The organism is Streptomyces sp. NPDC001744 (genome assembly GCF_042892575.1).
Taxonomy (GTDB): Bacteria; Actinomycetota; Actinomycetes; order Streptomycetales; family Streptomycetaceae; genus Streptomyces.
On record NZ_JBIAUG010000004.1, the window covers coordinates 74,620 to 96,615 of the forward strand.

Genomic DNA, 21,996 nt, shown 5'->3' on the forward strand with positions numbered 1-21,996 from the left:
GTCCGCGAACAGGACGAAGGACGCGCACCGCGCTCCCCGTCACGCCGGCCTCCCCTTCCCATGCCTCCGGAACAAGCACGGGAACAGCCGCCTCGGAAGACCTGAACCTACTGCGGGAGACCCTTCGCGGCATCAGCCGGACCACTGGCATCGCGAAGCCCGCTTTCCCTCTTCGCCCCACATCGACGTGGAAACGGAGGAGGTTCAGCACCTCTCTGCGCACGGGATAGAAAAAGCCCCCCGGGGCGGTTCCTTTCGTCGCGGACACGATGCCGATGCACGGGAGCGCGACCACGGATCTTCCAGGAGCGCGAATGCCTTCTCAGGAAGCAGGCCCGCGCATCGGGCAACCAACAGGAAGCATCCATCGTGTTGACCCCGAAACCGTCAACCTTGACATTTCAGCCAACCGCGACGCCCCGCCCTCCCCTGCCCAGGGATACCGACTACCACCCTTACGGGGTGGACCGCGACGGGGAAGGCCCCCTTCACTGGATCGAGGGTTAATGAACGGAAGTGACGTTCCTGCGAAATTTTTCACGTCTTCATTCCGCTAAGTTTCGCTTCGATCGACCGGCATACGAACAGCAAGGGTTGACGATGAGGAAGATCACCGCAGCGGTACTCACCGCAGGTTTGTTCTTCGGAGGGATGGGTGCAGCTGTGGCCGAATCGGCCTGGCAGAATACAGGGCTTCTCGTCACAGGCGGGGCAGAGCTCAAAAATGGAAGTTACAAGTGGGAGGACCCGGGGAAGATGCGCGGCGCGTTCCACATCAAGGGAGCGCTCCGCGACACCGGCCTCTCGGACAACCACAACATCTATCTGCAGGTGAAGGTTCACGGGTACGGCTGGAACCGATTCGACGGCACGCAGAAGAAATCCGTCTGGCTCGACAGAATCGTATACGACGGGGCCACTCGGTATACGAACTCGGCCGAAGTGCGCGTATGCCAGAACCGGGGTTCGCTCCGTCCCGACAACTGCTCGTTCACGAAACAGTACAAACGGCCCTGAAAAAGCATCCACTCATGCGGGAGCCGCCTTCGGCGGCTCCCGTCCCTTAGGAGCGCGCATCACCATGGACGCCATCCTCCGCGCCGAAGGCGTGGATCTCTTCTACGGCACGCAGCAGGCTGTGAGCGGTGCCGACTTCACCCTCGAATGCGGTGAAGTGGCCGCCATCATGGGCAGCAGCGGATCCGGCAAGTCGTCCCTGCTGTACTGCCTCGCCGGGATTCTTCCCCCCACCAACGGGCGGGTGACCTTCGACGGGCAACTGCTGTCCGCCCTGCCCGACGGCGAGCTCAGCGCACTGCGGCGCACACGGCTGGGGTTCGTCTTCCAGTACGGAGAATTACTCCCGGAGCTGTCCGTCGAGGAGAACACGGCACTCCCCCTCCGGCTCGCCGGAATCAGCAAGTCCCACGCTTACGCGATGGCCGGCCAAGTGCTGGGACGCCTCGGGATGGGCGATCTGGCACGGCGCAGGACCTCGAAGCTTTCCGGTGGACAGAGCCAGCGCGTGGCGGTCGCGCGAGCCCTGGTGCACCAGCCGGACGTGGTGTTCGCGGACGAGCCGACCGGCGCTCTCGACAGCGCCAACGCGGACGCCGTGCTGGACGAGTTCCTCCAGCTCGCCCGGAACCAGCAGACGGCCGTGATCATCGTGACGCACGATGTCGACGTAGCCGCGAAGGCCGACACTCAGTACACGATGACGGACGGTGTTCTGACACAGCGGGTGGCGGTGTGAACCCGTTCTTCCTCGGAATCCGCCTGTTGTGGGGCAGCGGGCGCAGAGGGAGAATCCGTTTCCTGCTGATGTCGCTCGGGTCCGCGCTGGGAGTGGCCTGTCTCGCCGCCACCCTCACGATTCCCACCATCATCGCCGCCCACGACGCCCGCGTGACGAAACGGGCCGTGCACTCGGGCAGCAACAAGAACGTCGTCTACAAAGAATTCATGGATCCGTACGGCTCGCAGCCGCTGCGCAGGGTTTTCATCGGGCACACGGGCGCCGGGCCCGCCCCTTCTCCCCCCGGCGTGGAACGACTCCCCCGGACCGGCGAGGCAATCGTCTCACCGAAATTGGCGGAGATCCTGGATGCCAATCCTCGTGCCACAGGACTCGTACCCGGTCGCGTGATCGGCACCATCGCCCCCTCGGGACTGGGCGGACCCGATGACCTGTACGCCTACATCGGTGTACTTCCATCCGAACTCGGCGGAGCGGCGCAACTGGGTCACTTCGGGGACGAGTACACACGACACGAACTCATCGATCCCTCCACCGTCGACATCCTGCGATTCACCCTCGGCTGCATCGTGCTCCTCCCTCTCGCCACCTTTCTTTCCGTCTGCGCACGGCTGTCCGGCGAGTCTCGTGCACGCCGACTCGCCGCGCTCCGGCTTGTCGGGCTCAGCACCAAAGACACTCTGCGGGTCAATGCCGGGGAAAGCGTGGCAGCCGCCTCTTTGGGTGCCGTCCTGGGGCTTCTGGGATATCTCGGCGCGAACGAGGTGATGGCGCGGATCGGGCTGCCCGGACTGCACTGGTACCCGGCGGACGGACACCCCGAGACGACCACGCTGATCGTCTGCCTGTTGGGCTGCCCGGTGCTCGCGGCAGTGGTGAGCCGGGCCGGCGCACAGCGGGCCGCATTGTCCCCCCTCACTGTGCGGCGGACCGGAGAACGCAAACCCCCGAACAAGTACGGAACGCTGTTGTTGGTTCCGGGCCTTGGGATCATCGGCGGTTACTGCGCGCTCAGCGTGATGGGACGGGACCCGTCGGGTGGCCCCGCCAGTGCCGTACTGGTTCCTGGTGCCGTCCTCCTCACCGGCGCCGGGCTCGCGCTGGGCCTGGCACCGATCACAGCTTGGATCTCGCGACGACTCGCGGCAGCGTCCGGATCATTGGCTCTGACACTGGCCATGCGCCGAACGGAAGTCGACCCGGGAAGCGCACTGCGCGTAGCCACAGGGCTCGTACTGCTCGTCTTCGGCGCCTCGCTCACCCAGGGAGTGCTCGTCGAGTTGGATCAGGTCAGTCGGCGCACGGCTCCCGTCCAGGAATACAGCGTTCCTCTGGATGAACTGAACCCCCGGCGGATTGCGCAGATGACCGGTCTGAGCGGCGTGAACGCCCATGCTTTTCATGTCGAGTCGCAGCGAGGGAACCTTGAGTACGTCGTGCCGCGCGTGGAAGGAATCGTTGCCACATGCGCCCAGTTGGCAGCCTTCACCAAATCTGTCCGGGGCTGCGTCGACAACAAGGTCCTCTTGATCAAGGATCCTTCTTACCTCTTCGACGAGGACGCCCGAGCCGGAAAGTCCTTCTCCTTCCCTCTGACCAATGGCCGCGATCTGGACATCTCCGTACCCCTAACCGCCATCACCGCTCAGCTCTACACTCCCTCCAGGGCCGCCGGACCAAGTCTTCTGATCCCGCCCTCCCTCATCCCTCAGGGAGTTCATGTCGCAGGTGCCGCCCTCGTACTGGTCAGTCCGTCCGATCCCGACACCGTCCGAGCCGTCCTGGACGGCATCGGGGCCGTCGCTCCCACCGTTTCCGTGGATCCCGTCGGCATCGTGATCGAGTCGCTCGCGCAGTTGGCCGTGATTCGGAGCCTGCTGGCGGTCGGGATGGTGCTCGGGTTGGTCATCGGAGTCGCCGCGTTCGTCGTGTCCGTGGCCGACCGGGCCATGGAGCGGCGGGGGCAGGTGACGGCGCTGGCCTTGTTGGGGGCGCGGGCCGGGACGTTGCGGACGGTACAGGTGGTGCAGGTGGTGTTGCCGTTGGTGGTGGGGCTGGGGGCGGCGATCGTGGCCGGGTGGCTCGCCGAGTCCAGTTATCTGATCACCGGGGGCGGGGCCGTGCACTGGGACTGGGAGGGGTTGCCCCTGCTGTTCGCCTGTGCGGCGGGGGTGGTGCTCGTGGCTGCGCTGGCCTCCGTACCCATGGTGCGGAGGCACGTCGATCCCGAGCACATCCGGCGTGATTGACCGCACGTGCTCCCGTTCGCGGCGATGAGTTTTCGGTGGGGTGGGGGTCCTACCCGTAAGTGACCACCCCACCTCAGGAGATCGCCGTGGCCGAGAACGTCGTCAAGGGTCCCGCCAGCTACTTCCCCTCCATCGAGAAGAAGTACGGGCGGCCCGTCACCGAGTGGCAGGAGCTCATCCGTTCCTCGCCGCTCGCCAAGCACATGGAGCTGGTCTCCTGGCTGAAGACCGAGCACGGGCTGGGCCACGGGCACGCGAACGCGCTCGTGGCCCACACCCTTGCCGGGAAGAAGTAGGACTTCCCGCGCATGCCGTCAGCCGAGTTCGCGCCGTCCGCGTTCCCGTCACCCGCATTCCCGCCGTCCGCGTTCCCGTCGTCCGCCGACGCCCCGGCCCGCCGGTTCCTCGACCCGCCGGTGCCTCGACCCGTGGGAGAAGGTGGGGGAATGACATCCATGCGTGGGACCGGGCGGCCGGTCGTGGGGCGGGACGGAGTACGGCTTTTCTGCCGTGACTGGGGCGGTTCCGGGCCCGATGTGCTCCTCCTGCACGGGCTCGCGGGACATTCCGGGGAGTGGGACACCACCGCTCGGCTGCTGCGGGACGCCGGTCACCGGGTCGTCGCTTTCGACCAGCGCGGGCACGGGGGCAGCGAGCGGTTTCCCGGCGACGTGTCCCGCGCCGCCCACGTCGCCGATGTCGTGACCGTCGTCGAAGAACTCGCCCTGCGCGAGCCAGTGTTGATGGGCCAGTCGCTCGGCGGGCACACCGCGCTCCTCACCGCCGCCGCCCATCCCGAGTTGCCGCGCGCCCTCGTCCTGGTCGAGGCCGGCCCCGGCGGCTCGGCCCCGGACACACAGGAGCGGATCGGTGGCTGGTTGCGGGGGTGGCCGGTTCCGTTCCCCTCCCGGGAGGCGGCCGTCGCGTATCTCGGGGGCGGGGCGCGTCCCGTAGGGGAAGGGTGGGCGGACGGGCTCGAGGAACGGGACGGAGGGCTGTGGCCCCGGTTCGACCCCGAGGTCATGGTCCGCTCCCTCGACGAGAACGCCACCCGCGCCTTCTGGGACGAGTGGGCCTCGATCACCTGCCCCACCCTCGCCGTTCTCGGGCAGGGCGAGCGGGGCGGGATCATCGGCGGCGAGCAGTACGCGGAGATGGCCCGGCTCCGGCCCGGTCTGCGGGGAGTGAGCCTGCCCGGAGCCGGACACGACCTGCACCTGGAGCGGCCCGCGCCACTGCACCGGGCGGTTCTCGGGTTCCTCGCCGGCCTCGACGCGGACCGACACCGGCCCGGGCCCCCGGAACGCTCAGTGCCGGGCCTCCAGGCCCGGGACGCCCAGACCGGAGAGGCCGTCGAGGACGAGATCGACGCCGACGGCGGCGAGCAGGAGGCCCAGGAGGCGGTTGAGGAGTTCGATCGTCGCGTGGTGGGTGCGGAGCAGGATCCGGGTGAGGAGCAGGACGCAGACCAGGTCGAGGGCGATGACGGCCACGTACGCGCCGACGACCGTCGAGCGCCAGCTGAAGCCGCTACGGGCCGCCCCCTCGATGAGTACGGCGGTCAGGGCGAGCGGGCTCACGATGTACGGCATGAGCAGCTCGCGCACTCCGCTGACCAGGTCGGGGGCATCCTGGTGGGGCCCCTCGGAGCCGAGGTGCGTGCCGAGGACGAGGCCGACCGCGTAGACGAAGAAGATGACGCCGCCCGCGACCTGGAGGGCGGGGGTGCTGATGTGGAAGAGGTCGAGGAGCCAGGGGGACGTGATGCCGGCGAGGAAGCCGACGAGGACGGCCGCGGCCGAGGAGATGAGGGCGATGGTCCGCAGCTGGGTGGCGGGGTGGACCTGGGCGAGACCCGCGAAGGAGAGGAGCACCTTCGGCGGGCCGACGACGGAGAAGAAGGTGATGAAGGCGGCGGAGAAGGTGAATGCGTTCACCCGTGCATCATGGGACGGCTGAGTGATTTCTCCCGTTTTTCCGGTTTCCGGTCGCGTGGTGTCGAGAACGGCGGGCCGGATCCGACTGTGCTGCGAGAAGCGGTACGCACCGCACGGAACACCCGCCGAACGAGGAGGACACCATGAAGTACCTGGTGATGGTCCAGGGGTCGGAAGCCGATTACGAGGCGATGGCGGGGTGCGGTTCCGCCGGCGCCCCCGCCTGGGACAAGGAGGCGATCCGGGCGATGGCCGCCCACATGGACGAGATCGGCGAAGAACTCGCCGCGAACGGCGAACTGCTCGACGCCCAGGGCCTCACGGCCCCGTCCACGACCCGCTTCGTGACGGTGGACGGCGACGGGAACCCGGTCGTCACGGACGGCCCGTACGCGGAGACCAAGGAGGTCCTGGCCGGTTACTGGGTCGTCGACTGCGCCTCCCTGGAGCGCGTCACCGAGATCGCCGCCCAGGTGGCCCGCTGCCCGGTCCCGGCCGGCTCCCCGAAGCACCCGGTGGTCATCCGTCCGGTCGACGAGGTGGGGCCGGTGCGGGATTGAGGCCCTGAAGGACCGAGGAGGCGGGGACGGGGACCGGAGCGAGGTGCTCGTGGGCGCACCGCCCCCTTCTCGTCCATGCCTGTCCCCCGGTTCGGCCGGACCCCGGGGAAGCCGACGGTCCGCCTTCCGATCGATTGATGCCGAACGAAGCGGATTTCTATCCATTTTTCGGTGGGGTCGGTATGCTCGGCACGGGAGCGTCCCGGCGACGGGGCCGAAGGGCAGGAGGCTGCGGAGATGGGCACGGAGAACTCCCGGGCCACCGAGCGGACGGCGGGCTTCCCGCGCGGCCTGCTCCCCACGCTCGGCGCCCCGGCCCCCGAACGCGCCGACGCGGCCCGGAACCGGGGAAAGATCCTCGACGCGGCCGCCCGCATCGTCGCGGAGAAGGGGCCCGAGGCCGTCACCATGAACCAGGTGGCCCACGCCAGCGGCATCGGCGTCGGCACCGTCTACCGCCGCTTCGGCGACGTCTCCCGGCTTCTGTGGGCGCTCCTCGACGAACGCGAGCGACGGTTCCAGGAGGCGTACATGAGCGGACCTCCACCGCTCGGCCCCGGCGCCCCGGCCGCCGAACGGCTCGACGCCTTCCTCGACGCGCTCGTCGACCGGATCGCCGAGCAGCGCGAGATCCTGCTCGCCGCGCACTCCGCCGCGCCCAGGGCCCGGTACCACAGCGGCGCGTACCGGGTGATGCACACCCACGTCGCCCTGCTCCTCGGGCAGCTCAGGCCGGAGGCCGACGGCGCGCTCCTCGCCCACCTGCTGCTCGCCCCCTTCTCCCCCGACGTCATGCACCACCTGTCGGTCGAGCGGGAACTGTCCGGTGAGCGCCTCAAGGCGGGCGTACGGGAACTCCTCGCCCTGCGGGACCGCCCTTGAGGGTCCGGGGCCGCCCTCGGGGCCTTTGCCGCCTCCGAACCTCTAGGGACCCCAAGGCCCGTAGGGACCCCAAGGCCCGTAAGGCCCGTAAGGCCCGTAAGGCCCGTAAGGCCCGTAAGGCCCGTAAGGCCCGTAAGGCCCGTAAGGCCCGTAAGGCCCGTAAGGCCCGTAAGGGATCATCCCTCAGCGGGCCCGGTTCCGGCCCCTCCCGTGCTCCCGGCGCCTCTTCGCCCCGGAGGCGTAACGGATCGCCCTCTCCGGCCGGCGCGATTGCGGCCGTTCCGCTCCTCCCGGAACCGATGAGCGCAAATCCGGCGAAAGTCGCTCAATCGCAAGTGAATTGAGAATTTCAGATTTCAATCCTGCTTCACCCGGCAGGAATTGTGGCGAATCTGTTCACAAGATGCCCCGGAGATCGCTAACTTCCCCTCAACCTCGTCCGTACCGGGAAGGACTTCTGTGAACGCATCCCAGCGCCGGGCCGCGGCCATCCTCGCCGCCGCCGCCCTCGCCGCCCCGCTGGTCCTCGCATCCCCCGCCACCGCGGGACAGGACCCCACGGCCGCGCCCGCCCGCGATGCCGCCAAGCTGGCGAAGAAGCTGGTCGGAGAAACCACCGCCAAGGACGCCTACAGGCACCTGCAGAAGTTCCAGGCGATAGCCGACTCGGCCGGGGGCCACCGCGCCGCCGGCTCGCTCGGCCACGACGCCTCGGCCGCGTACGTCTACACGCAGCTCAAGAAGGCCGGCTACAACGTCTCGTACCAGAAGTTCGATTTCGAGTACACGGAGACGCAGGCCGAGAAAGCCTCCGTCGTCTCCCCCGCGCCCCGCGCGCTCGACATCAAGGCGATGACGTACACCAAGTCCACCCCGGTCGGCGGCATCAGGGCCGACCTGGCGGCCGTTCCGGTCGACGCCGACGGCACCACCGGGTGCGAGCCGGGCGACTTCGCCGCCGGCGCCTTCACCGGCAAGATCGCGCTGATCAAGCGCGGCGGCTGCACCTTCGCGGTGAAGCAGGAGAACGCCGCCGCGGCCGGCGCCGCCGCCGCCGTCATCTACAACAACACCGACGGCGCCCTCTCCGGCACCCTCGGAGACGCGGCCGCGGGCAAGATCCCCACCGGTGGCCTCAGCCAGGCCGAGGGCACGGCGCTCGCCGCCGACCTCGCCAAGGGCCCGGTCACGCTCTCCCTGGAGATCCGCCAGCTCCAGCAGATACGTTCCACCAACAACGTCATCGCGGAGACCAAGGGCGGCAACGCCGCCAACACCGTGATGCTCGGCTCCCACCTCGACTCCGTCACCGCCGGCCCCGGCATCAACGACAACGGCTCGGGCTCCGCCGGCCTCCTCCAGACCGCCCTCGAGCTCGCCAAGTCGAAGGACAAGGTCCGCAACAAGGTCCGCTTCGCCTGGTGGTCCGCCGAGGAGAACGGCCTCCTGGGCTCCGAGCACTACGTGAAGAACCTCACCGCGCTCGACAAGAGCGAGATCAAGCTCTACCTGAACTTCGACATGATCGCCTCGCCGAACTACGGCCTGTTCGTGTACGACGGCGACGACTCGGACGGCGTCGGCGCCGGTGCGGGTCCGGCGGGCTCGGCCCAGCTGGAGCGCGACATCACCGACTTCATGGACAAGAAGGGCCTCCCGCACGAGGGAACCGACTTCACCGGCCGTTCCGACTACGGCCCGTTCATCGAGGTCGGCATCCCCTCCGGCGGCACCTTCACCGGCGCCGAGGGCATCAAGACCCCGGCCCAGGCGGCCAAGTTCGGCGGCCAGGCGGGCGTCGCGTACGACGTGAACTACCACGCCAAGGGCGACGACATCACCAACATCAACATGAAGGCGTTCGACGCCAACATCGACGTCATCGCCAACGCCGTGGGCACCTACGCCCACGACATCTCCTCGCTGCGCAAGCCGGTCGTCTCCGTCCCGACCACCGGTGACGCGGGCAGCGGCGGCGGCCTGCACGACGACCACCACGAGGTCACCGAGTAGTCCCGGCGACCGGCGGCGGACGGTTCCGCCGCCGCGCCGGGCCGAAGAACGGCCGACCGGTTTCCCGTGCCGGTCGGCCGTTCCCGTTCCCGTTCCCGTACGGGTAGGGGAACGGGAACGGGGCACGGAGCCGCCGCGGCCCGGAGACGAACCGCCGACCCTCGGGGCCCGGTCGGCGGGAGCCCGTTCCCCCGCGTGACGGGGCCCGTTCCGGGTCCACCGCGTCCTGCCCGTCATCCCACCCCCCTTCGTGGCTGCGCCGATGGCCGCTCGCCCGGTAGGCTTTCCGTGTGATCTTCAAGCGCATCGGAAACGGAAAGCCGTATCCCGACCACGGCCGGGAAAGCACCCGGCAGTGGGCGGACGTCGCCCCGCGCCCGGTCCGCCTCGACCAGCTGGTCACCACCAAGGGCCAGCTGGACCTGGAGACCCTGCTCGCGGAGGACTCCACCTTCTACGGCGACCTCTTCGCGCACGTCGTGAAGTGGCAGGGCGACCTCTACCTCGAGGACGGACTCCACCGCGCCGTCCGCGCGGCGCTCCAGCAGCGGCAGGTGCTGCACGCCCGCGTCCTCGAACTGGGCTGAGGACCGCTCCGGGAGGGACCGTCCGTCGCTCCCTCCCGCCGATGCCCCTCCGGCGCGCTCCCTCCTCGCCAGGCCCCCGAGGAGCGTTCCCGGGCCGGTCACGATCCGTCCCGAAGCGTCGCTCCGGGTATCGGGCGCTGACCCTTTCGGGGCCAGTTCGCCCCCATCCGGACGCGATCACATGATCATCAAGTAGGTAACCCCGACAGGCGGCATTACGCTGCGCTCATGAGCATGCTCACTCCCCCCGGCATGGGCGGAAAGTACCGCATCACGGGGGATGTCTACCCGCGCATGCGCCGCCCCCACCGCCGGCGCAGGATCATCCTCGCGTCCACCGCCGCAGCGGTCGTGCTCGGCGCGGCCGGCTGGGGCACGTACCAGCTCGTCGACGTGTTCTCCGGCGGCGGGGGCACGAAGACGGCGGCCGGGAAGCAGGCGGACTGCAAGCCCGCCCCCACGGCGACCGCCGCGCCGGCCGCCGTCCTGCCGAAGCCCGCGCAGATCACGGTGAACGTCTACAACGCGACCCCGCGCAGCGGACTCGCCAAGACGACCGCGGACGAACTCAGGAAACGCGGCTTCAAGATCGGCAAGGTGGGGAACGCGCCCGCCGCCTACGACAAGAAGGTCACGGGCGCCGGACTGCTCCTCGGCGCGCCCGCCGCCACCAAGGGCAGCTTCCCCGTCCTGGGCACCCAGCTCGCGGGCGCCACGGCCAAGACGGACGCCCGGGGCACGGCGGACGTGGACCTGATCATCGGGACCGCCTTCAAGAGCCTGGCCCCGAAGACGACGGCGGACGCGGCCCTGGTCGCCCTGACCAGGCCCGCGCCCGCCCCCGTCAAGAAGTGCTGACGCCCCGAGACGTGCTGACGCCGGAGGACCGCCCGGCCCGAAGGGCCCGTACGGCCTGAGGGGCGTACGACCCCGGGCCCCGTACCGCTCGAAGCGTTCCGTACGGCCCTGGGCCTCCCGCCGGGCGCCGGGCCTTACTCGGCCGAGCCGTACATCCGGTCGCCCGCGTCGCCCAGGCCCGGGACGATGTAGCCGTTCTCGTTGAGGCGCTCGTCCACCGAGGCCGTCACGACGGTGACGGGGGTGCCCGCCAGCTCGCGCTCCATGACCTCGACGCCCTCCGGGGCGGCGAGGAGCACGACCGCGGTCACGTCGTCCGCGCCGCGCCTGATCAGCTCCTGGATCGCCGCGACCAGCGTGCCGCCGGTCGCCAGCATCGGGTCCAGGACGTAGACCTGGCGGCCCGAGAGGTCCTCCGGCATCCGCGTGGCGTAGGTCGACGCCTCCAGCGTCTCCTCGTTGCGGATCATGCCGAGGAAGCCGACCTCGGCGGTCGGGAGCAGCCGGACCATGCCGTCGAGCATGCCCAGACCGGCGCGCAGGATCGGGACCACCAGCGGACGCGGGTGCGACAGCTTCACGCCGGTCGTGACCGTGACGGGGGTCTCGATGTCGACCTGCTCGGTCCGCACGTCCCGGGTGGCCTCGTAGGCGAGCAGGGTGACCAGTTCGTCGGCGAGACGGCGGAAGGTCGCGGAATCCGTGCGCTTGTCGCGCAGGGTGGTGAGCTTGTGGGCGACCAGAGGGTGGTCGACGACGTGGAGACGCATGCCTCAACAGTAGCCCGCCCCACACTGGCATCGACCCTCCCCACTGGGGGAAGGTGAGGGCACACGGACCCGGCGATGGGGTGGTGTGGCAGATGCCCGACCAGCATGAACCGTCCGAAGGACTCGCCGAGAGGGCGGCTCCGGGGTCGGCGACGGAGACCGACGCGGAGCGCCGCAGGCGCCGCGCCCAGTTCCTGCGCGAGCTGAACGAGGCCAAGGCGCTGCGCGAACGCGTGCAGCCGCGGCGCGCCCGCGCGGCCCGGATGCGCCAGGCGATGCGGATGCGGACCTTCCGCTGGTGAGGCCGCCCGAACGCGCCCGGTCGGCGGGAACGGGCCGGTGGCGGACGTGCGCCCCCCGAGTGCGCCGGGGTCGCACGCCCGCCCGCCGGTGGGGTCGTTCAGACTGATGCACGACGCAAGAGCCGAAGACCTCTCCTGGGGGCGCCGTTTCTGTCACGATGCCGAAGGGCGGGGCTCAGGACCGCGCCGCCGGAACGTCACACCTCTGATCAGTGGGAGAGAGTCAGGTGTACTTCGCCGCACTGCTCGCGCGCACCGAAGACGGGTGGGAAGCGAGCGACACGGAGCTCGACGACGTGGAGAGTCTGTCGGATCTGGCCGAGCTGGCCCGCGAGGCCTCGGACGACGACACGGTGATCGTCTTCATCGAGCAGGAGGACGCGTGGTTCGGGATCGTGCGGATCGAGGGTGAGGAAGACCCTCGCATCTACGTCTCGGACGCCGCCGCCGCCGCTCGTTCCTCGTACGGGGAGATGCTCACCCGGGAGATCCTCGGTGACGATCCGGACGACCTGGTCGACGCGCTGGAGTCGCTGGACCTGGACGGTACGGAGGACGGGGAGCCGGTCGAAGCCGCCGGGGACGAGGACGACGAGGCGGACCCCGTGGCCGCCGAGGCCGTCCCGGCCGCTCCGGTGGGCGACCGGCTGATCCTGGCGGACCTCGGCCTCGCGCCGGCCGACCTCCTCGCCCTGGAGACCGACGCGCTCTCGGAGATCGCGGACGCGCTGGGCGCCGCCGAGGTCCTGGAGGCCGTCCGCTAGTGACACCGGCGGTCCCTGTCCCCGACCCACCGCACGGCACCGTGCCCGGCCCCGCGGCCGGCCGGCCGGTGCCTCCGGCGACCGGTCCGGCGGTCTCCCCGTCGTCCCCTCCGGAAGCCGGTCCCGTACGGAACCCCTCGGGGGACTCCGTGCGGGACCCCGTACGGGATCCCTGGCGGGACGCCATGCGGCTCGCCCTCGCCGAGGCCGACGAGGCCGTGCCGGCCGGCGACGTACCGGTCGGCGCGGTCGTCCTGGGGCCGGACGGGAAGGTCCTCGCCCGCGCGCACAACGAGCGGGAGGCGGTCGGCGACCCCACCGCGCACGCCGAGGTCCTGGCCCTACGCCGGGCGGCCGCGGCGACCGGGGAGTGGCGGCTCACGGGCTGCACGCTGGTCGTGACCCTGGAGCCCTGCGTGATGTGCGCGGGCGCCCTGGTCCAGTCGCGGGTGGAGCGGGTGGTGTTCGGGGCCCCGGACGAGAAGGCGGGTGCGGCCGGTTCGCTCTGGGACCTCGTACGGGACCGGCGGCTCAACCACCGCCCCGAGGTGATCCACGGCGTGCTCGGCGACGAGTGCGCGGAGCGGCTGACGGCCTTCTTCCGCACCCGCTGACCCCCGCCCCACCTGCGGCGGGACACGGATTTCATCGCTGCGGAAGTTTCGGCTAAGCTCTCTCTCGGTAGCGTGTCCGAGCGGCCGAAGGAGCTCGCCTCGAAAGCGAGTGTGGGGAAACTCACCGAGGGTTCAAATCCCTCCGCTACCGCTTCGATCGAAGGGCCCGGCGCAGATGCGCCGGGCCCTTCGGCGTACCCGGGAAGCGGGGTGACGCCCCGTACGGGAAGACCCCGGCCCCGCGCGGACGCGGGTCGGGGCCTTCCCCCGGCCGGTCGGGGGATCGGCATCGGGGGGACAAGCCGCTCCCCCGGGGGAACCGGTCCACCGGACACCCGCGCCGCCGTCGGGGGGAGCCTCGCGGCGCGGGCCGGTTCCGGGAGCCCCTCGGGTTCCTGCCGGACCCTCCGGGCCCGTCCTCCGTCCTGCGGGCCCGTCACCCTTTCGGCGGGCAGAAAAAGTCCTCCGTCTCCGGGCTCTTGGTCCCCGGAGGCTCGGTTAGAGTGGCGCGGTCGTGCGGCGGGGGAACAGGGGAGGGCTGGAATGGCGCAGGCGAAGAAGGTCGCGCTGTACGCGGTCGTGGTCTTTGTGCTGTACACGATCGTCACGTCCCCGGCCCGGGCGGCCGACCTGGTCCAGGTAGGGTTCGAGGGCATTTCCAGCGCCGCCCAGGGGGTCGGCCAGTTCATGACCGAACTCATCAACTAGGAGCCCTCCGTGATCCGCCATCTGGTCCTCTTCAAGCTCCACGAGGGCGTCTCCCGTGACGAGCCGCGCGTCGTCGCCGGCGTCGAGGCGTTCCGGGCGCTCGGGGAGCAGATCCCGGAGCTGCGGTTCTGGGAGTGCGACTGGAACATCACGGACCGGCCGATCGCGTACGACTTCGCCATCAACTCGGCCGTCGAGGACACCGACGCCCTCCAGCGCTATCTGGAGCACCCCGCCCACCAGGCGGGTGTCGCCCAATGGCGGGAGTTCTCCACCTGGGTGATCGCGGACTACGCCTTCTAGTTCCGGCGCCCGCGCGCGTTCGACGAGGCCCCCCGCCGTTCCGGCGGGGGGCCTCGCGGGTTCCCGGTCACGTTTTCGGGTGTTTGAATCCCTCAACACGTAGTTTTGGGGTGCTTGCACACAGTGGACATGTCTTGTGATGCTATGACCGCTTTTGACGGATGAGTTGACCGTAGTTGACCCGGTCGAGCCCAGTTGAACCCAGTCGACCCGCAGGACCAGCCAAAGGGGTGGCGTGAACGTGCCGGCCAGTACAGCACCTCAAGTCCCGCCCCAGCACGAGGCAGGCGGCCCGGAGTCCGCGCGCCCCCGGGAGCCGGAACCCTCCGGGCCGCGCGACCGGCGCCCGGAGCCGGCCGCCCCTTCGCACCCCCCGACCGCGGAGCCCCCCGCCCCTCCGCGCCCCCAGGCCCCGGCGTCCCCGCGCCAACGCCCCCAGAGCACCCGCGGCGCCGACACCCGCGCCCTCACCCAGGTCCTCTTCGGCAAGCTCAAGAACCTGGAGCCGGGCACCCCCGAGCACGACCGGGTGCGCGGCGCCCTCATCGAGGCCAACCTGCCCCTCGTGCGGTACGCGGCGGCCCGCTTCCGCTCCCGCAACGAGCCGATGGAGGACGTCGTCCAGGTCGGCACCATCGGCCTGATCAACGCCATCGACCGCTTCGACCCGGACCGCGGCGTGCAGTTCCCGACGTTCGCGATGCCGACGGTGGTCGGCGAGATCAAGCGGTACTTCCGCGACAACGTCCGGACCGTGCACGTGCCCCGCCGACTGCACGAGCTGTGGGTGCAGGTGAACGGCGCCACCGAGGACCTGACGACCGCCCACGGCCGCTCCCCGACGACCGCCGAGATCGCGGAGCGGCTGCGGATCGGGGAGGACGAGGTGCTCGCCTGCATCGAGGCCGGGCGCTCGTACCACGCCACCTCCCTGGAGGCGGCGCAGGAGGGCGACGGGCTGCCCGGACTGCTCGACCGGCTCGGTTACGAGGACCCCGCCCTGGCCGGGGTCGAGCACCGGGACCTGGTCCGGCACCTCCTCGTACAACTGCCCGAGCGGGAGCAGCGCATCCTGATGCTGCGCTACTACAGCAATCTGACCCAGTCCCAGATCAGCCAGGAGCTCGGCGTCTCCCAGATGCACGTGTCAAGGCTCCTCGCCCGCAGCTTCGCACGATTGAGGTCCGCAAACAGGATCGAAGCGTAGCTGGAACGGGTAGACCCCTCGGAGGAGTTCCCCCGCTCCCCAAATGCCGCACACCCCTTGTTTCCTGCGGATATGCACACTCGATGTGTCGACAAGTCACTACAGCGTGTTGCCGACATGTGACATTCTGCTGGAACCGCGTTTGCCGCAGCCCCACCGCCGGTATTCAGGTGGTGGCTGCGTTCCTCAGACGGTCGCGGCACCGCGACCGTCCGCGACCTCAAGGGGGTGGCATGTCCACAGAACTGGGCAGCTCCAAGGTGCTCACGCTCACGCCCGTTCCCGTGCCCACGCAGACGACCGCGCCGACCGCGCCCGAAAGCGCGGAGACCGCGCCCCCGGTGGCCGTGCCGTCCGGCGCCCTCGACACCCGCACCCTCTCCCGCTCCCTCTTCCTGCGGCTGCGCGCCCTGGACGCCGAGGGCGCCACCGCCGACAGCCCGGAGCGGACCTACGTCCGCGACACCCTCATCGAGCTCAACCTCCCCCTCGTCCGGTACGCTGCCGCCCGCTTCCGCTCCCGCAACGAGCCGATGGAGGACATCGTCCAGGTCGGCACCATCGGCCTGATCAAGGCGATCGACCGGTTCGACTGCGAGCGGGGCGTGGAGTTCCCGACGTTCGCGATGCCGACGGTCGTCGGGGAGATCAAGCGCTTCTTCCGCGACACCTCCTGGTCGGTACGGGTCCCGCGCCGCCTCCAGGAGCTGCGCCTCGCCCTCACCAAGGCCGGCGACGAACTCGCCCAGAAGCTCGACCGCTCCCCGACCGTCGCCGAGCTCGCCGCCGTCCTGGGCGTGTCGGAGGAGGACGTGGTCGACGGCCTCGCCGTGGGCAACGCGTACACCGCCTCCTCGCTCGACTCCCCCTCGCCCGAGGACGACGGCGGCGAGGGCTCCCTCGCGGACCGCCTGGGGTACGAGGACACGGCGCTCGAAGGCGTCGAGTACCGCGAGTCGCTCAAGCCGCTGCTCGCCAAGCTGCCGCCCCGCGAGCGGCAGATCATCATGCTGCGCTTCTTCGCCAACATGACCCAGTCGCAGATCGGCGAGGAGGTCGGCATCTCCCAGATGCACGTCTCGCGCCTGCTCACCCGCACGCTCGCCCAGCTTCGCGACGGCCTCATCTCCGACTGACGCCCTCGCCCCGCGGCCCCGGAGGCCGCCCGGAACGCGAACGGCCGGCGCCCCCCGAGGGGGACGCCGGCCGTTCGCGGCCCGTGCACCGCCGTCCGGGCCGGGACAACCGCGCCGGAGCGGGACCGGCCCGCCAGGACGAGACCGGCCGCCGGGACGGGCATCCACGCCGGGACGGGGGCGCGCGTGCGGAGCGGTCAGCCGAACGCCAGCCAGGCGACGACGGCGAGGACGACGACGGCCGCGACCACGCCCGCGATCAGGCCGACCCGGGGGCCCGAAGCGGCGACGGCCTGTGGCTGCTGCCGCTGCGGGGCCCCCTCGTCGACGAAGGCGCGGAACATCTGGGTGTTGCCGGCGGGGTCGAAGGAGCCCTCGGGGCCCTGGCCCTGACCCTGGCCGTACGGTGCTTGGGGGTTGTGTGTCATGGGCCGGACCCTAGCGAAGTCGGGGTGAGGGCCCAAGCCCGGTCCCCCCGCTCCGGTCCGGACACCCCGCCCGGCGCCTCTCACCCGCCTTTGCCGATTCTTTAGCGCCATTTGACCGATTTAGTTTGCCTGGAGCAACCATCCATCTCTATGGTTGCCCTAAGCAACAACATAGGGGGAGAACCCGGTGGAGTGCGCGATGGACAGCGGAAATCGGTACGAGAACCTCGCCCGCCAGGTGAGTGCCATCGGAGCGGTGAAGCGCGGACTCGCGCGGACCCTGCCGGCCGAGTGCCCCAGCGGCTCCGCGATCGTCCTCGCCCTGCTGAACCACCACGGCGACATGCGGATGGGCCGCGTGTCCGAGCTGATGGCCGTCGACATGTCGGTCAGCAGCCGCCACGTGGCCCACACCGTGGACCGCGGGTGGGTCGAGCGACTGCCCGACCCCGCCGACCGGCGTTCCCGCATCCTCCGCCTGACCCCGGCGGGCGAGTCCATGCTCGCCGTCCTCGACCGACGGCTGACGGACATGCTCACCCGCACCCTCGGGGGGTGGTCCGACGAAGACGTCGAACTGCTCACCACCCTGCTCGCCCGCCTCCGCGATTCCTTCGGGGACTGCCGGGCCCACCACGCTTGAGAACGTCCACCACGCTCGAGAACGAAGGAAGTTGATGGCTACCACCACACCAGGCACCGGTGTGCTCGGCGGAAGCGCCAAGGAGGGGGACACCGCCTCCGGCGGCGCCCCGATGACGCACAAGCAGATCATGGAGGCGCTGTCCGGGCTGCTGCTGGGCATGTTCGTCGCCATTCTCTCCTCGACGATCGTCTCCAACGCCCTGCCGCAGATCATCACCGACCTGGGTGGCGGTCAGTCCGCCTACACCTGGGTCGTGACCGCGTCCCTCCTGTCGATGACCGCGACCACCCCGCTCTGGGGCAAGCTCGCCGACCTCTTCTCCAAGAAGCTGCTCGTCCAGATAGCCCTGATCATCTACGTCGCGGGCTCGGTCGTCGCCGGCCTCTCGCAGAGCTCCGGCATGCTCATCGCCTGCCGTGTCGTCCAGGGCATCGGCGTCGGCGGCCTCACCGCCCTCTCCCAGATCATCCTGGCCGCGATGATCGCCCCGCGCGAGCGCGGCCGGTACAGCGGCTACCTCGGCGCGACCTTCGCCGTCGCCACCGTCGGCGGCCCGCTGCTCGGCGGCGTCATCACCGACACCGAGTGGCTCGGCTGGCGCTGGTGCTTCTACGTCGGCGTGCCCTTCGCGGTCATCGCCCTGATCGTCCTGCAGAAGACCCTGAAGCTCCCCGTCGTGAAGCGCCAGGTCAAGGTCGACTGGGCCGGCGCCTTCTTCGTCAGCGCCGCCGTCTCCCTGCTGCTCGTCTGGGTCACCTTCGCGGGCGACAAGTACGACTGGATGTCCTGGCAGACGGCCGCCATGCTCCTCGGCTCCCTCGCCCTCGGCGGGCTCTTCCTCCTCGTCGAGTCGAAGGCGAGCGAGCCGATCATCCCGCTCCGCCTGTTCCGCAACCGGACGATCACCCTGGCCTCGCTCGCCTCGCTCTTCGTGGGCGTCGCGATGTTCGCCGGCACGGTCTTCTTCAGCCAGTACTTCCAGCTCGCGCGGAACGAGTCGCCGACCATGTCCGGCGTCCTCACCATCCCGATGATCGCGGGCCTGTTCATCTCCTCCACCGTCTCCGGCCTGGTCATCACCAAGACCGGCAGGTGGAAGTCGTGGCTGGTCAGCGGTGGCGCCCTGGCCGCCGGCGGCCTCGGCCTGCTCGGCACGATCCGTTACGACACGGCGTACTGGCACATCGCGATCTTCATGGCGGTCCTGGGCCTCGGCCTCGGCATGATGATGCAGAACCTGGTGCTCTGCACCCAGAACCAGGTGGCCCCCGCCGACCTCGGCGCCGCCTCCTCCGTCGTCACCTTCTTCCGCTCCCTGGGCGGCGCGATCGGCGTCTCGGCGCTCGGCGCGGTCATGGCCCACCGGGTCACGGACTACGTCAAGGAGGGCCTGACCGAACTCGGCCCGAAGGCCGCGGGCGCCCTGGGCAAGGGCGGTTCGGGCGGCGGCATCCCCGACATGGACAAGCTGCCGGCCCCGATCCGCACGGTCATGGAGAGCGCGTACGGACACGGCGTCGCGGACGTCTTCCTCTACTCGGCGCCGTTCGCGCTGCTCGCCTTCGTGGTGACGCTCTTCATCAAGGAGGTCGCCCTCAAGAGCAACAAGGGCGACGACGTGAAGGCGGACGCCACCACCGCTGCCGCCGGGCAGACGGGGCGGTAACAGAGCTCCCGGCCGCGCTTCGAGCGGAGGCGCGGCCGGGTCGGGTACGGAGCGGCGGGCAGGGGACGGCCCGCCGCTCCGTCGTTCTCCCGTTTCCGCGGCGCGCCCGTCCCCCGCGACGCCGTCGCGCCCGCCCTCACCCCCGCTCCCGCGCCACCATCACCTCGATGCCGGCGACCAGGACGTCGAGGGCGTAGGCGAAGTCGCGGTCCCAGATCTCGCTGACGGTGCCGTGCGAGGCGCGCTCGTCGAGGAGTTCCGTCATCGGTTCGAGCGCCTCCACGAACTGCGGTTCCTCGCGGAGCGCCTTGATCGACTCCCCGTAGAAGTCGTCCTGCGACATGCCGGTCTTCGCCGCCCGCCGCTGGAACTGCGACTCGATCGTCCCGTAGCCGTACACGAACTGGAAGACCGCCGACATCGCGCTGGGACAGCGGTGCGTCGGCAGGCCGGTGTCCCGGATCGTCTCGTGGATCTTGGCGCCGACGGCGATCGCGCACGGGCCGATGTTCAGGTACTGGCCGGCGCACGGCGCCATCCACGGGTGGCGGACCAGCATCCGCCGGTAGGCCAGGGCGAGCACCCTGATCCGGTCCCGCCAGCCGCCCGCGGCGTCGACCGCGGCGAGGTCGATCTCCCCGTAGGCGGTGTCCACGGCGTACTCGATGATGTCGTCCTTGGTGTCCACGTACCAGTAGAGCGACATGGCCGTGACGCCCAGTTCGGACGCGAGCTTGCGCATCGACAGGCCGGTCAGGCCCTCCTCGTCGAGCATCCGGATCGCGGCGACGACGATCCGGTCCCGGTCGAGCCCGGCCGGGCCGCCTCCGGCACGGGGGGACCGGTCCTCCAGCCAGACGCTGGAACGCGCCGGGTTCTTGGCCCGGTCGGCTGCCTTGACCATCGCGTTCCTCCGTCTGTCAGTGCTTCGTGACCATGCTAGGCAGCCGCCGCTCCCTGTGCGGCCCCGGCCTTCTCCGCCCGTTCGGCCCGGCCGAGCAGGGCCGCGGCGAGCAGGCCGCCCGCGAAGACGGCGACCGCGCCGACCAGCTGGCTGGTCTGGAGACCGGAGGCGAAGGCGTCGGAGATCTGCGCCCGCTGGGCGTCGCTCCCGGCCGCCGCGAGGGCCGCGGGCAGCGAGGTCGCGGTGACGGTGACGAGGGCGGCGAAGCGCGCGTTGAGGACGGCGCCGAGAACGGCGACGCCCAGGCCGTTGCCGAACTCGGCGAGGGTCCCGTTGACGCCCGCGCCCACTCCGGCCTTCTCCGGCGGGATGGCGCTCATGATGGCGTTGGCCATGGCCGGGTTGGAGACCGCGAGGCCGATGCCCATCAGGACGAGGCCCAGGAGCATGCCCCAGTAACTGCTGTTCGCACCGCCACCGATCAGGGCGATCGAGGTGAGGCCGGCCGCGACCAGGGTCATGCCGACGGCCACGGTGGGCGCGGTGCCCAGCCTCATCACGATCCGCGGGCCGACACCGGTGAGGTTGAGCGCGACCACGGTCAGGGCGAGCGGGGCCATCCGCAGGCCGGCCTCCAGCGGTTCGTAGCCGAGGACGAACTGCAGGTGCTGGGTGAGCAGGAAGAGCGAGCCGCCCATGCCGAACATGACCAGGATCGCGCCGGCGACGGCGCCGACGAACTTCCGGTCGCGGAAGAAGTGCATGTCGAGCATCGGGTACGGAACGCGCAGCTCCCACCGGGCGAAGGCGGCGAGGACGGCGACGCCGACGCCCGCCGGGACCAGCACCTCGGCGGAGGTCCAGCCGTGCTCGGGGCCGGTGATGATCGCGTACACGGCGGCGGTCATGCCGACGGTGGAGAGCAGCGCGCCGACCAGGTCGGGCCGCTCCCCCTGGGGGTTCCTGGACTCGGGAACCAGCTTGACGACGGCGATCAGGCCGACGAACGCGACCGGGATGTTGATCAGGAAGATCATCCCCCACCAGAAGTGGTTGAGGAGGACCCCGCCGATCAGCGGTCCGGCCGCGAAGCCGAGCGAACCGACGGTGGCCCACAGGGCGATGGCCTTGACCCGCTCGGAGTCGTCGAAGATCTGCATGACGACGGCGAGCGTGGTGGTCATGAGCAGCGCGCCGCCGATGCCCATGCCCGCGCGGGCGGCGATCAGCTGGGCGGTGGAACCGGCGAGCCCGGCCGCGAGCGAGCCGAGGCCGAAGAGCGCGAGTCCGGCCGCGAGGAGCTTCTTGCGGCCGTAGCGGTCGGCGGCGTTGCCGGCGGTCAGGAGGAGACCGGACTGGACGAGCGAGTACGCGTTGACCATCCACTGGATGTCGGCAGTGGAGGCGTGGAGTTCCGAGGTCAGCGACGGGATGGCGACGCTGAGCACGGTGTTGTCGAGCAGCACGGTGAGCTGGGCCAGGCAGATGACGCCGAGGATCAGCCAGCGCTGCGGATGGCCGCCGGGGACGGCGGTCGGTTCGTTCGCGGCGGTCGTCGCCGTCATGGGCAGGACTCCTTGTACGGTGTACGGGGCTTTTTCTCGTACACCGTACAAGGGACTCTCTTACGCCGTACAGGGATTATTTCGCGCCGGTACGGAGGGAGATTCGGCCATCGGGAGCGGCCGCTCGGCGACCTCGCG

Annotated in this window: 23 protein-coding genes, 1 tRNA gene and 1 pseudogene; 20 read left to right on the forward strand and 5 right to left on the reverse strand. The window is 70.3% G+C overall.

Annotated features, from left to right (window positions below):
- Positions 1-600: 600 nt before the first annotated feature.
- From ACFYZY_RS06510 to ACFYZY_RS06530, 5 genes and pseudogenes are all read left to right on the forward strand, one after another.
- Entirely contained in the window at positions 601-1,017 is a 417-nt protein-coding gene (locus tag ACFYZY_RS06510) for a hypothetical protein (protein ID WP_388690083.1), read from the forward strand.
- Positions 1,018-1,081: 64 nt separating this feature from the next.
- Positions 1,082-1,756 (forward strand): ABC transporter ATP-binding protein, encoded by a 675-nt coding sequence (locus tag ACFYZY_RS06515; protein ID WP_388690085.1) that lies wholly within the window; start codon positions 1,082-1,084, stop codon positions 1,754-1,756.
- Positions 1,753-4,008: an FtsX-like permease family protein gene (locus tag ACFYZY_RS06520; RefSeq protein WP_388690087.1), complete on the forward strand. Its 2,256-nt coding sequence runs from the start codon at positions 1,753-1,755 to the stop codon at positions 4,006-4,008. The genes ACFYZY_RS06515 and ACFYZY_RS06520 overlap by 4 nt, the downstream gene beginning before the upstream one ends.
- Before the next feature lie 86 nt (positions 4,009-4,094).
- Positions 4,095-4,304, forward strand: a complete 210-nt coding sequence (locus tag ACFYZY_RS06525) for a DUF4287 domain-containing protein (protein ID WP_388690089.1) — start codon at positions 4,095-4,097, stop codon at positions 4,302-4,304.
- A gap of 159 nt (positions 4,305-4,463) precedes the next feature.
- Positions 4,464-5,270, forward strand: a pseudogene (locus ACFYZY_RS06530) (alpha/beta fold hydrolase); the annotation flags it as partial.
- Between the two features lie 45 nt (positions 5,271-5,315).
- On the opposite strand, the gene ACFYZY_RS06535 reads toward ACFYZY_RS06530, so the two are convergent.
- Entirely contained in the window at positions 5,316-5,945 is a 630-nt protein-coding gene (locus ACFYZY_RS06535; RefSeq protein WP_388690091.1) for a MarC family protein, read from the reverse strand.
- Between the two features lie 143 nt (positions 5,946-6,088).
- Between ACFYZY_RS06535 and ACFYZY_RS06540 the strand changes: the two genes are divergently transcribed.
- The 5 genes from ACFYZY_RS06540 to ACFYZY_RS06560 all read left to right on the forward strand — a co-directional run bounded on the left by ACFYZY_RS06540 (position 6,089) and on the right by ACFYZY_RS06560 (position 10,845).
- Positions 6,089-6,505 carry a YciI family protein gene (locus tag ACFYZY_RS06540; RefSeq protein WP_388690093.1) on the forward strand — a complete coding sequence of 139 codons (417 nt, stop codon included), beginning with the start codon at positions 6,089-6,091 and terminating at the stop codon, positions 6,503-6,505.
- A gap of 237 nt (positions 6,506-6,742) precedes the next feature.
- Positions 6,743-7,387, forward strand: coding sequence for a TetR/AcrR family transcriptional regulator (locus ACFYZY_RS06545; RefSeq protein ID WP_388690095.1), 645 nt, complete (start codon positions 6,743-6,745; stop codon positions 7,385-7,387).
- A 459-nt stretch (positions 7,388-7,846) separates the two neighbouring features.
- Positions 7,847-9,400 carry a M28 family metallopeptidase gene (locus ACFYZY_RS06550; protein WP_388690096.1) on the forward strand — a complete coding sequence of 518 codons (1,554 nt, stop codon included), beginning with the start codon at positions 7,847-7,849 and terminating at the stop codon, positions 9,398-9,400.
- A 290-nt stretch (positions 9,401-9,690) separates the two neighbouring features.
- Positions 9,691-9,987 carry a type II toxin-antitoxin system VapB family antitoxin gene (locus ACFYZY_RS06555; RefSeq protein ID WP_018101777.1) on the forward strand — a complete coding sequence of 99 codons (297 nt, stop codon included), beginning with the start codon at positions 9,691-9,693 and terminating at the stop codon, positions 9,985-9,987.
- A gap of 228 nt (positions 9,988-10,215) precedes the next feature.
- Positions 10,216-10,845: a LytR C-terminal domain-containing protein gene (locus ACFYZY_RS06560; RefSeq protein ID WP_388690098.1), complete on the forward strand. Its 630-nt coding sequence runs from the start codon at positions 10,216-10,218 to the stop codon at positions 10,843-10,845.
- Positions 10,846-10,979: 134 nt separating this feature from the next.
- Here ACFYZY_RS06560 and upp read toward each other — a convergent pair whose 3' ends face one another.
- Positions 10,980-11,615 (reverse strand): uracil phosphoribosyltransferase, encoded by a 636-nt coding sequence (gene upp / locus ACFYZY_RS06565; protein WP_388690100.1) that lies wholly within the window; start codon positions 11,613-11,615, stop codon positions 10,980-10,982.
- Positions 11,616-11,707: 92 nt separating this feature from the next.
- On the opposite strand from upp, the gene ACFYZY_RS06570 reads away from it, so the two are divergent.
- The 8 genes from ACFYZY_RS06570 (at position 11,708) to ACFYZY_RS06605 (ending at position 16,649) form a co-directional block, all read left to right on the forward strand.
- The gene (locus tag ACFYZY_RS06570) at positions 11,708-11,917 is read left to right on the forward strand and encodes a hypothetical protein (protein ID WP_388690101.1); all 210 of its coding nucleotides are present in this window, start codon (positions 11,708-11,710) and stop codon (positions 11,915-11,917) included.
- A 227-nt stretch (positions 11,918-12,144) separates the two neighbouring features.
- Entirely contained in the window at positions 12,145-12,681 is a 537-nt protein-coding gene (locus tag ACFYZY_RS06575) for a hypothetical protein (RefSeq protein ID WP_388690103.1), read from the forward strand.
- A 185-nt stretch (positions 12,682-12,866) separates the two neighbouring features.
- A complete protein-coding gene (gene tadA, locus ACFYZY_RS06580; RefSeq protein WP_388690609.1) occupies positions 12,867-13,295 on the forward strand; it encodes a tRNA adenosine(34) deaminase TadA in 429 nt (142 codons plus the stop codon).
- A 66-nt stretch (positions 13,296-13,361) separates the two neighbouring features.
- Positions 13,362-13,446 (forward strand) — tRNA-Ser (locus ACFYZY_RS06585).
- A gap of 392 nt (positions 13,447-13,838) precedes the next feature.
- On the forward strand, positions 13,839-14,003 hold the full coding sequence (locus ACFYZY_RS06590) for a hypothetical protein (protein ID WP_388690104.1): 165 nt from the start codon (positions 13,839-13,841) through the stop codon (positions 14,001-14,003).
- Between the two features lie 9 nt (positions 14,004-14,012).
- The gene (locus ACFYZY_RS06595) at positions 14,013-14,306 is read left to right on the forward strand and encodes a Dabb family protein (protein WP_388690106.1); all 294 of its coding nucleotides are present in this window, start codon (positions 14,013-14,015) and stop codon (positions 14,304-14,306) included.
- A 235-nt stretch (positions 14,307-14,541) separates the two neighbouring features.
- Positions 14,542-15,513: an RNA polymerase sigma factor SigF gene (locus tag ACFYZY_RS06600; RefSeq protein ID WP_388690107.1), complete on the forward strand. Its 972-nt coding sequence runs from the start codon at positions 14,542-14,544 to the stop codon at positions 15,511-15,513.
- Positions 15,514-15,746: 233 nt separating this feature from the next.
- Positions 15,747-16,649: an RNA polymerase sigma factor SigF gene (locus ACFYZY_RS06605; RefSeq protein ID WP_388690108.1), complete on the forward strand. Its 903-nt coding sequence runs from the start codon at positions 15,747-15,749 to the stop codon at positions 16,647-16,649.
- Positions 16,650-16,846: 197 nt separating this feature from the next.
- On the opposite strand, the gene ACFYZY_RS06610 is transcribed toward ACFYZY_RS06605, so the two are convergent.
- A complete protein-coding gene (locus ACFYZY_RS06610) occupies positions 16,847-17,077 on the reverse strand; it encodes a hypothetical protein (RefSeq protein ID WP_388690110.1) in 231 nt (76 codons plus the stop codon).
- A gap of 199 nt (positions 17,078-17,276) precedes the next feature.
- Between ACFYZY_RS06610 and ACFYZY_RS06615 the strand changes: the two genes are divergently transcribed.
- Complete coding sequence (locus ACFYZY_RS06615; protein WP_388690111.1) at positions 17,277-17,720, forward strand: MarR family winged helix-turn-helix transcriptional regulator; 444 nt, start codon at positions 17,277-17,279, stop codon at positions 17,718-17,720.
- 34 nt (positions 17,721-17,754) lie between these two features.
- Entirely contained in the window at positions 17,755-19,389 is a 1,635-nt protein-coding gene (locus ACFYZY_RS06620; RefSeq protein ID WP_388690113.1) for an MDR family MFS transporter, read from the forward strand.
- A gap of 136 nt (positions 19,390-19,525) precedes the next feature.
- Here the strand turns inward: ACFYZY_RS06620 and ACFYZY_RS06625 are convergent, their stop codons facing one another.
- Positions 19,526-20,293, reverse strand: coding sequence for a TetR/AcrR family transcriptional regulator (locus ACFYZY_RS06625; protein WP_388690115.1), 768 nt, complete (start codon positions 20,291-20,293; stop codon positions 19,526-19,528).
- Between the two features lie 35 nt (positions 20,294-20,328).
- Positions 20,329-21,858 carry an MFS transporter gene (locus ACFYZY_RS06630; RefSeq protein WP_388690116.1) on the reverse strand — a complete coding sequence of 510 codons (1,530 nt, stop codon included), beginning with the start codon at positions 21,856-21,858 and terminating at the stop codon, positions 20,329-20,331.
- Positions 21,859-21,996 lie beyond the last annotated feature (138 nt).

Bases quoted from the DNA above. Each gene is read 5' to 3' on its own strand.
- ACFYZY_RS06570 (WP_388690101.1), top strand. From the start codon at position 11,708: ATGCCCGACCAGCATGAACCGTCCGAAGGACTCGCCGAGAGGGCGGCT.
- ACFYZY_RS06630 (WP_388690116.1), bottom strand. From the start codon at position 21,858: ATGACGGCGACGACCGCCGCGAACGAACCGACCGCCGTCCCCGGCGGC.
- ACFYZY_RS06540 (WP_388690093.1), top strand. From the start codon at position 6,089: ATGAAGTACCTGGTGATGGTCCAGGGGTCGGAAGCCGATTACGAGGCG.
- ACFYZY_RS06560 (WP_388690098.1), top strand. From the start codon at position 10,216: ATGAGCATGCTCACTCCCCCCGGCATGGGCGGAAAGTACCGCATCACG.
- ACFYZY_RS06620 (WP_388690113.1), top strand. From the start codon at position 17,755: ATGGCTACCACCACACCAGGCACCGGTGTGCTCGGCGGAAGCGCCAAG.
- tadA (WP_388690609.1), top strand. From the start codon at position 12,867: ATGCGGCTCGCCCTCGCCGAGGCCGACGAGGCCGTGCCGGCCGGCGAC.
- ACFYZY_RS06605 (WP_388690108.1), top strand. From the start codon at position 15,747: ATGTCCACAGAACTGGGCAGCTCCAAGGTGCTCACGCTCACGCCCGTT.
- ACFYZY_RS06545 (WP_388690095.1), top strand. From the start codon at position 6,743: ATGGGCACGGAGAACTCCCGGGCCACCGAGCGGACGGCGGGCTTCCCG.
- ACFYZY_RS06615 (WP_388690111.1), top strand. From the start codon at position 17,277: ATGGACAGCGGAAATCGGTACGAGAACCTCGCCCGCCAGGTGAGTGCC.
- upp (WP_388690100.1), bottom strand. From the start codon at position 11,615: ATGCGTCTCCACGTCGTCGACCACCCTCTGGTCGCCCACAAGCTCACC.
- ACFYZY_RS06515 (WP_388690085.1), top strand. From the start codon at position 1,082: ATGGACGCCATCCTCCGCGCCGAAGGCGTGGATCTCTTCTACGGCACG.
- ACFYZY_RS06590 (WP_388690104.1), top strand. From the start codon at position 13,839: ATGGCGCAGGCGAAGAAGGTCGCGCTGTACGCGGTCGTGGTCTTTGTG.
- ACFYZY_RS06510 (WP_388690083.1), top strand. From the start codon at position 601: ATGAGGAAGATCACCGCAGCGGTACTCACCGCAGGTTTGTTCTTCGGA.
- ACFYZY_RS06610 (WP_388690110.1), bottom strand. From the start codon at position 17,077: ATGACACACAACCCCCAAGCACCGTACGGCCAGGGTCAGGGCCAGGGC.
- ACFYZY_RS06625 (WP_388690115.1), bottom strand. From the start codon at position 20,293: ATGGTCAAGGCAGCCGACCGGGCCAAGAACCCGGCGCGTTCCAGCGTC.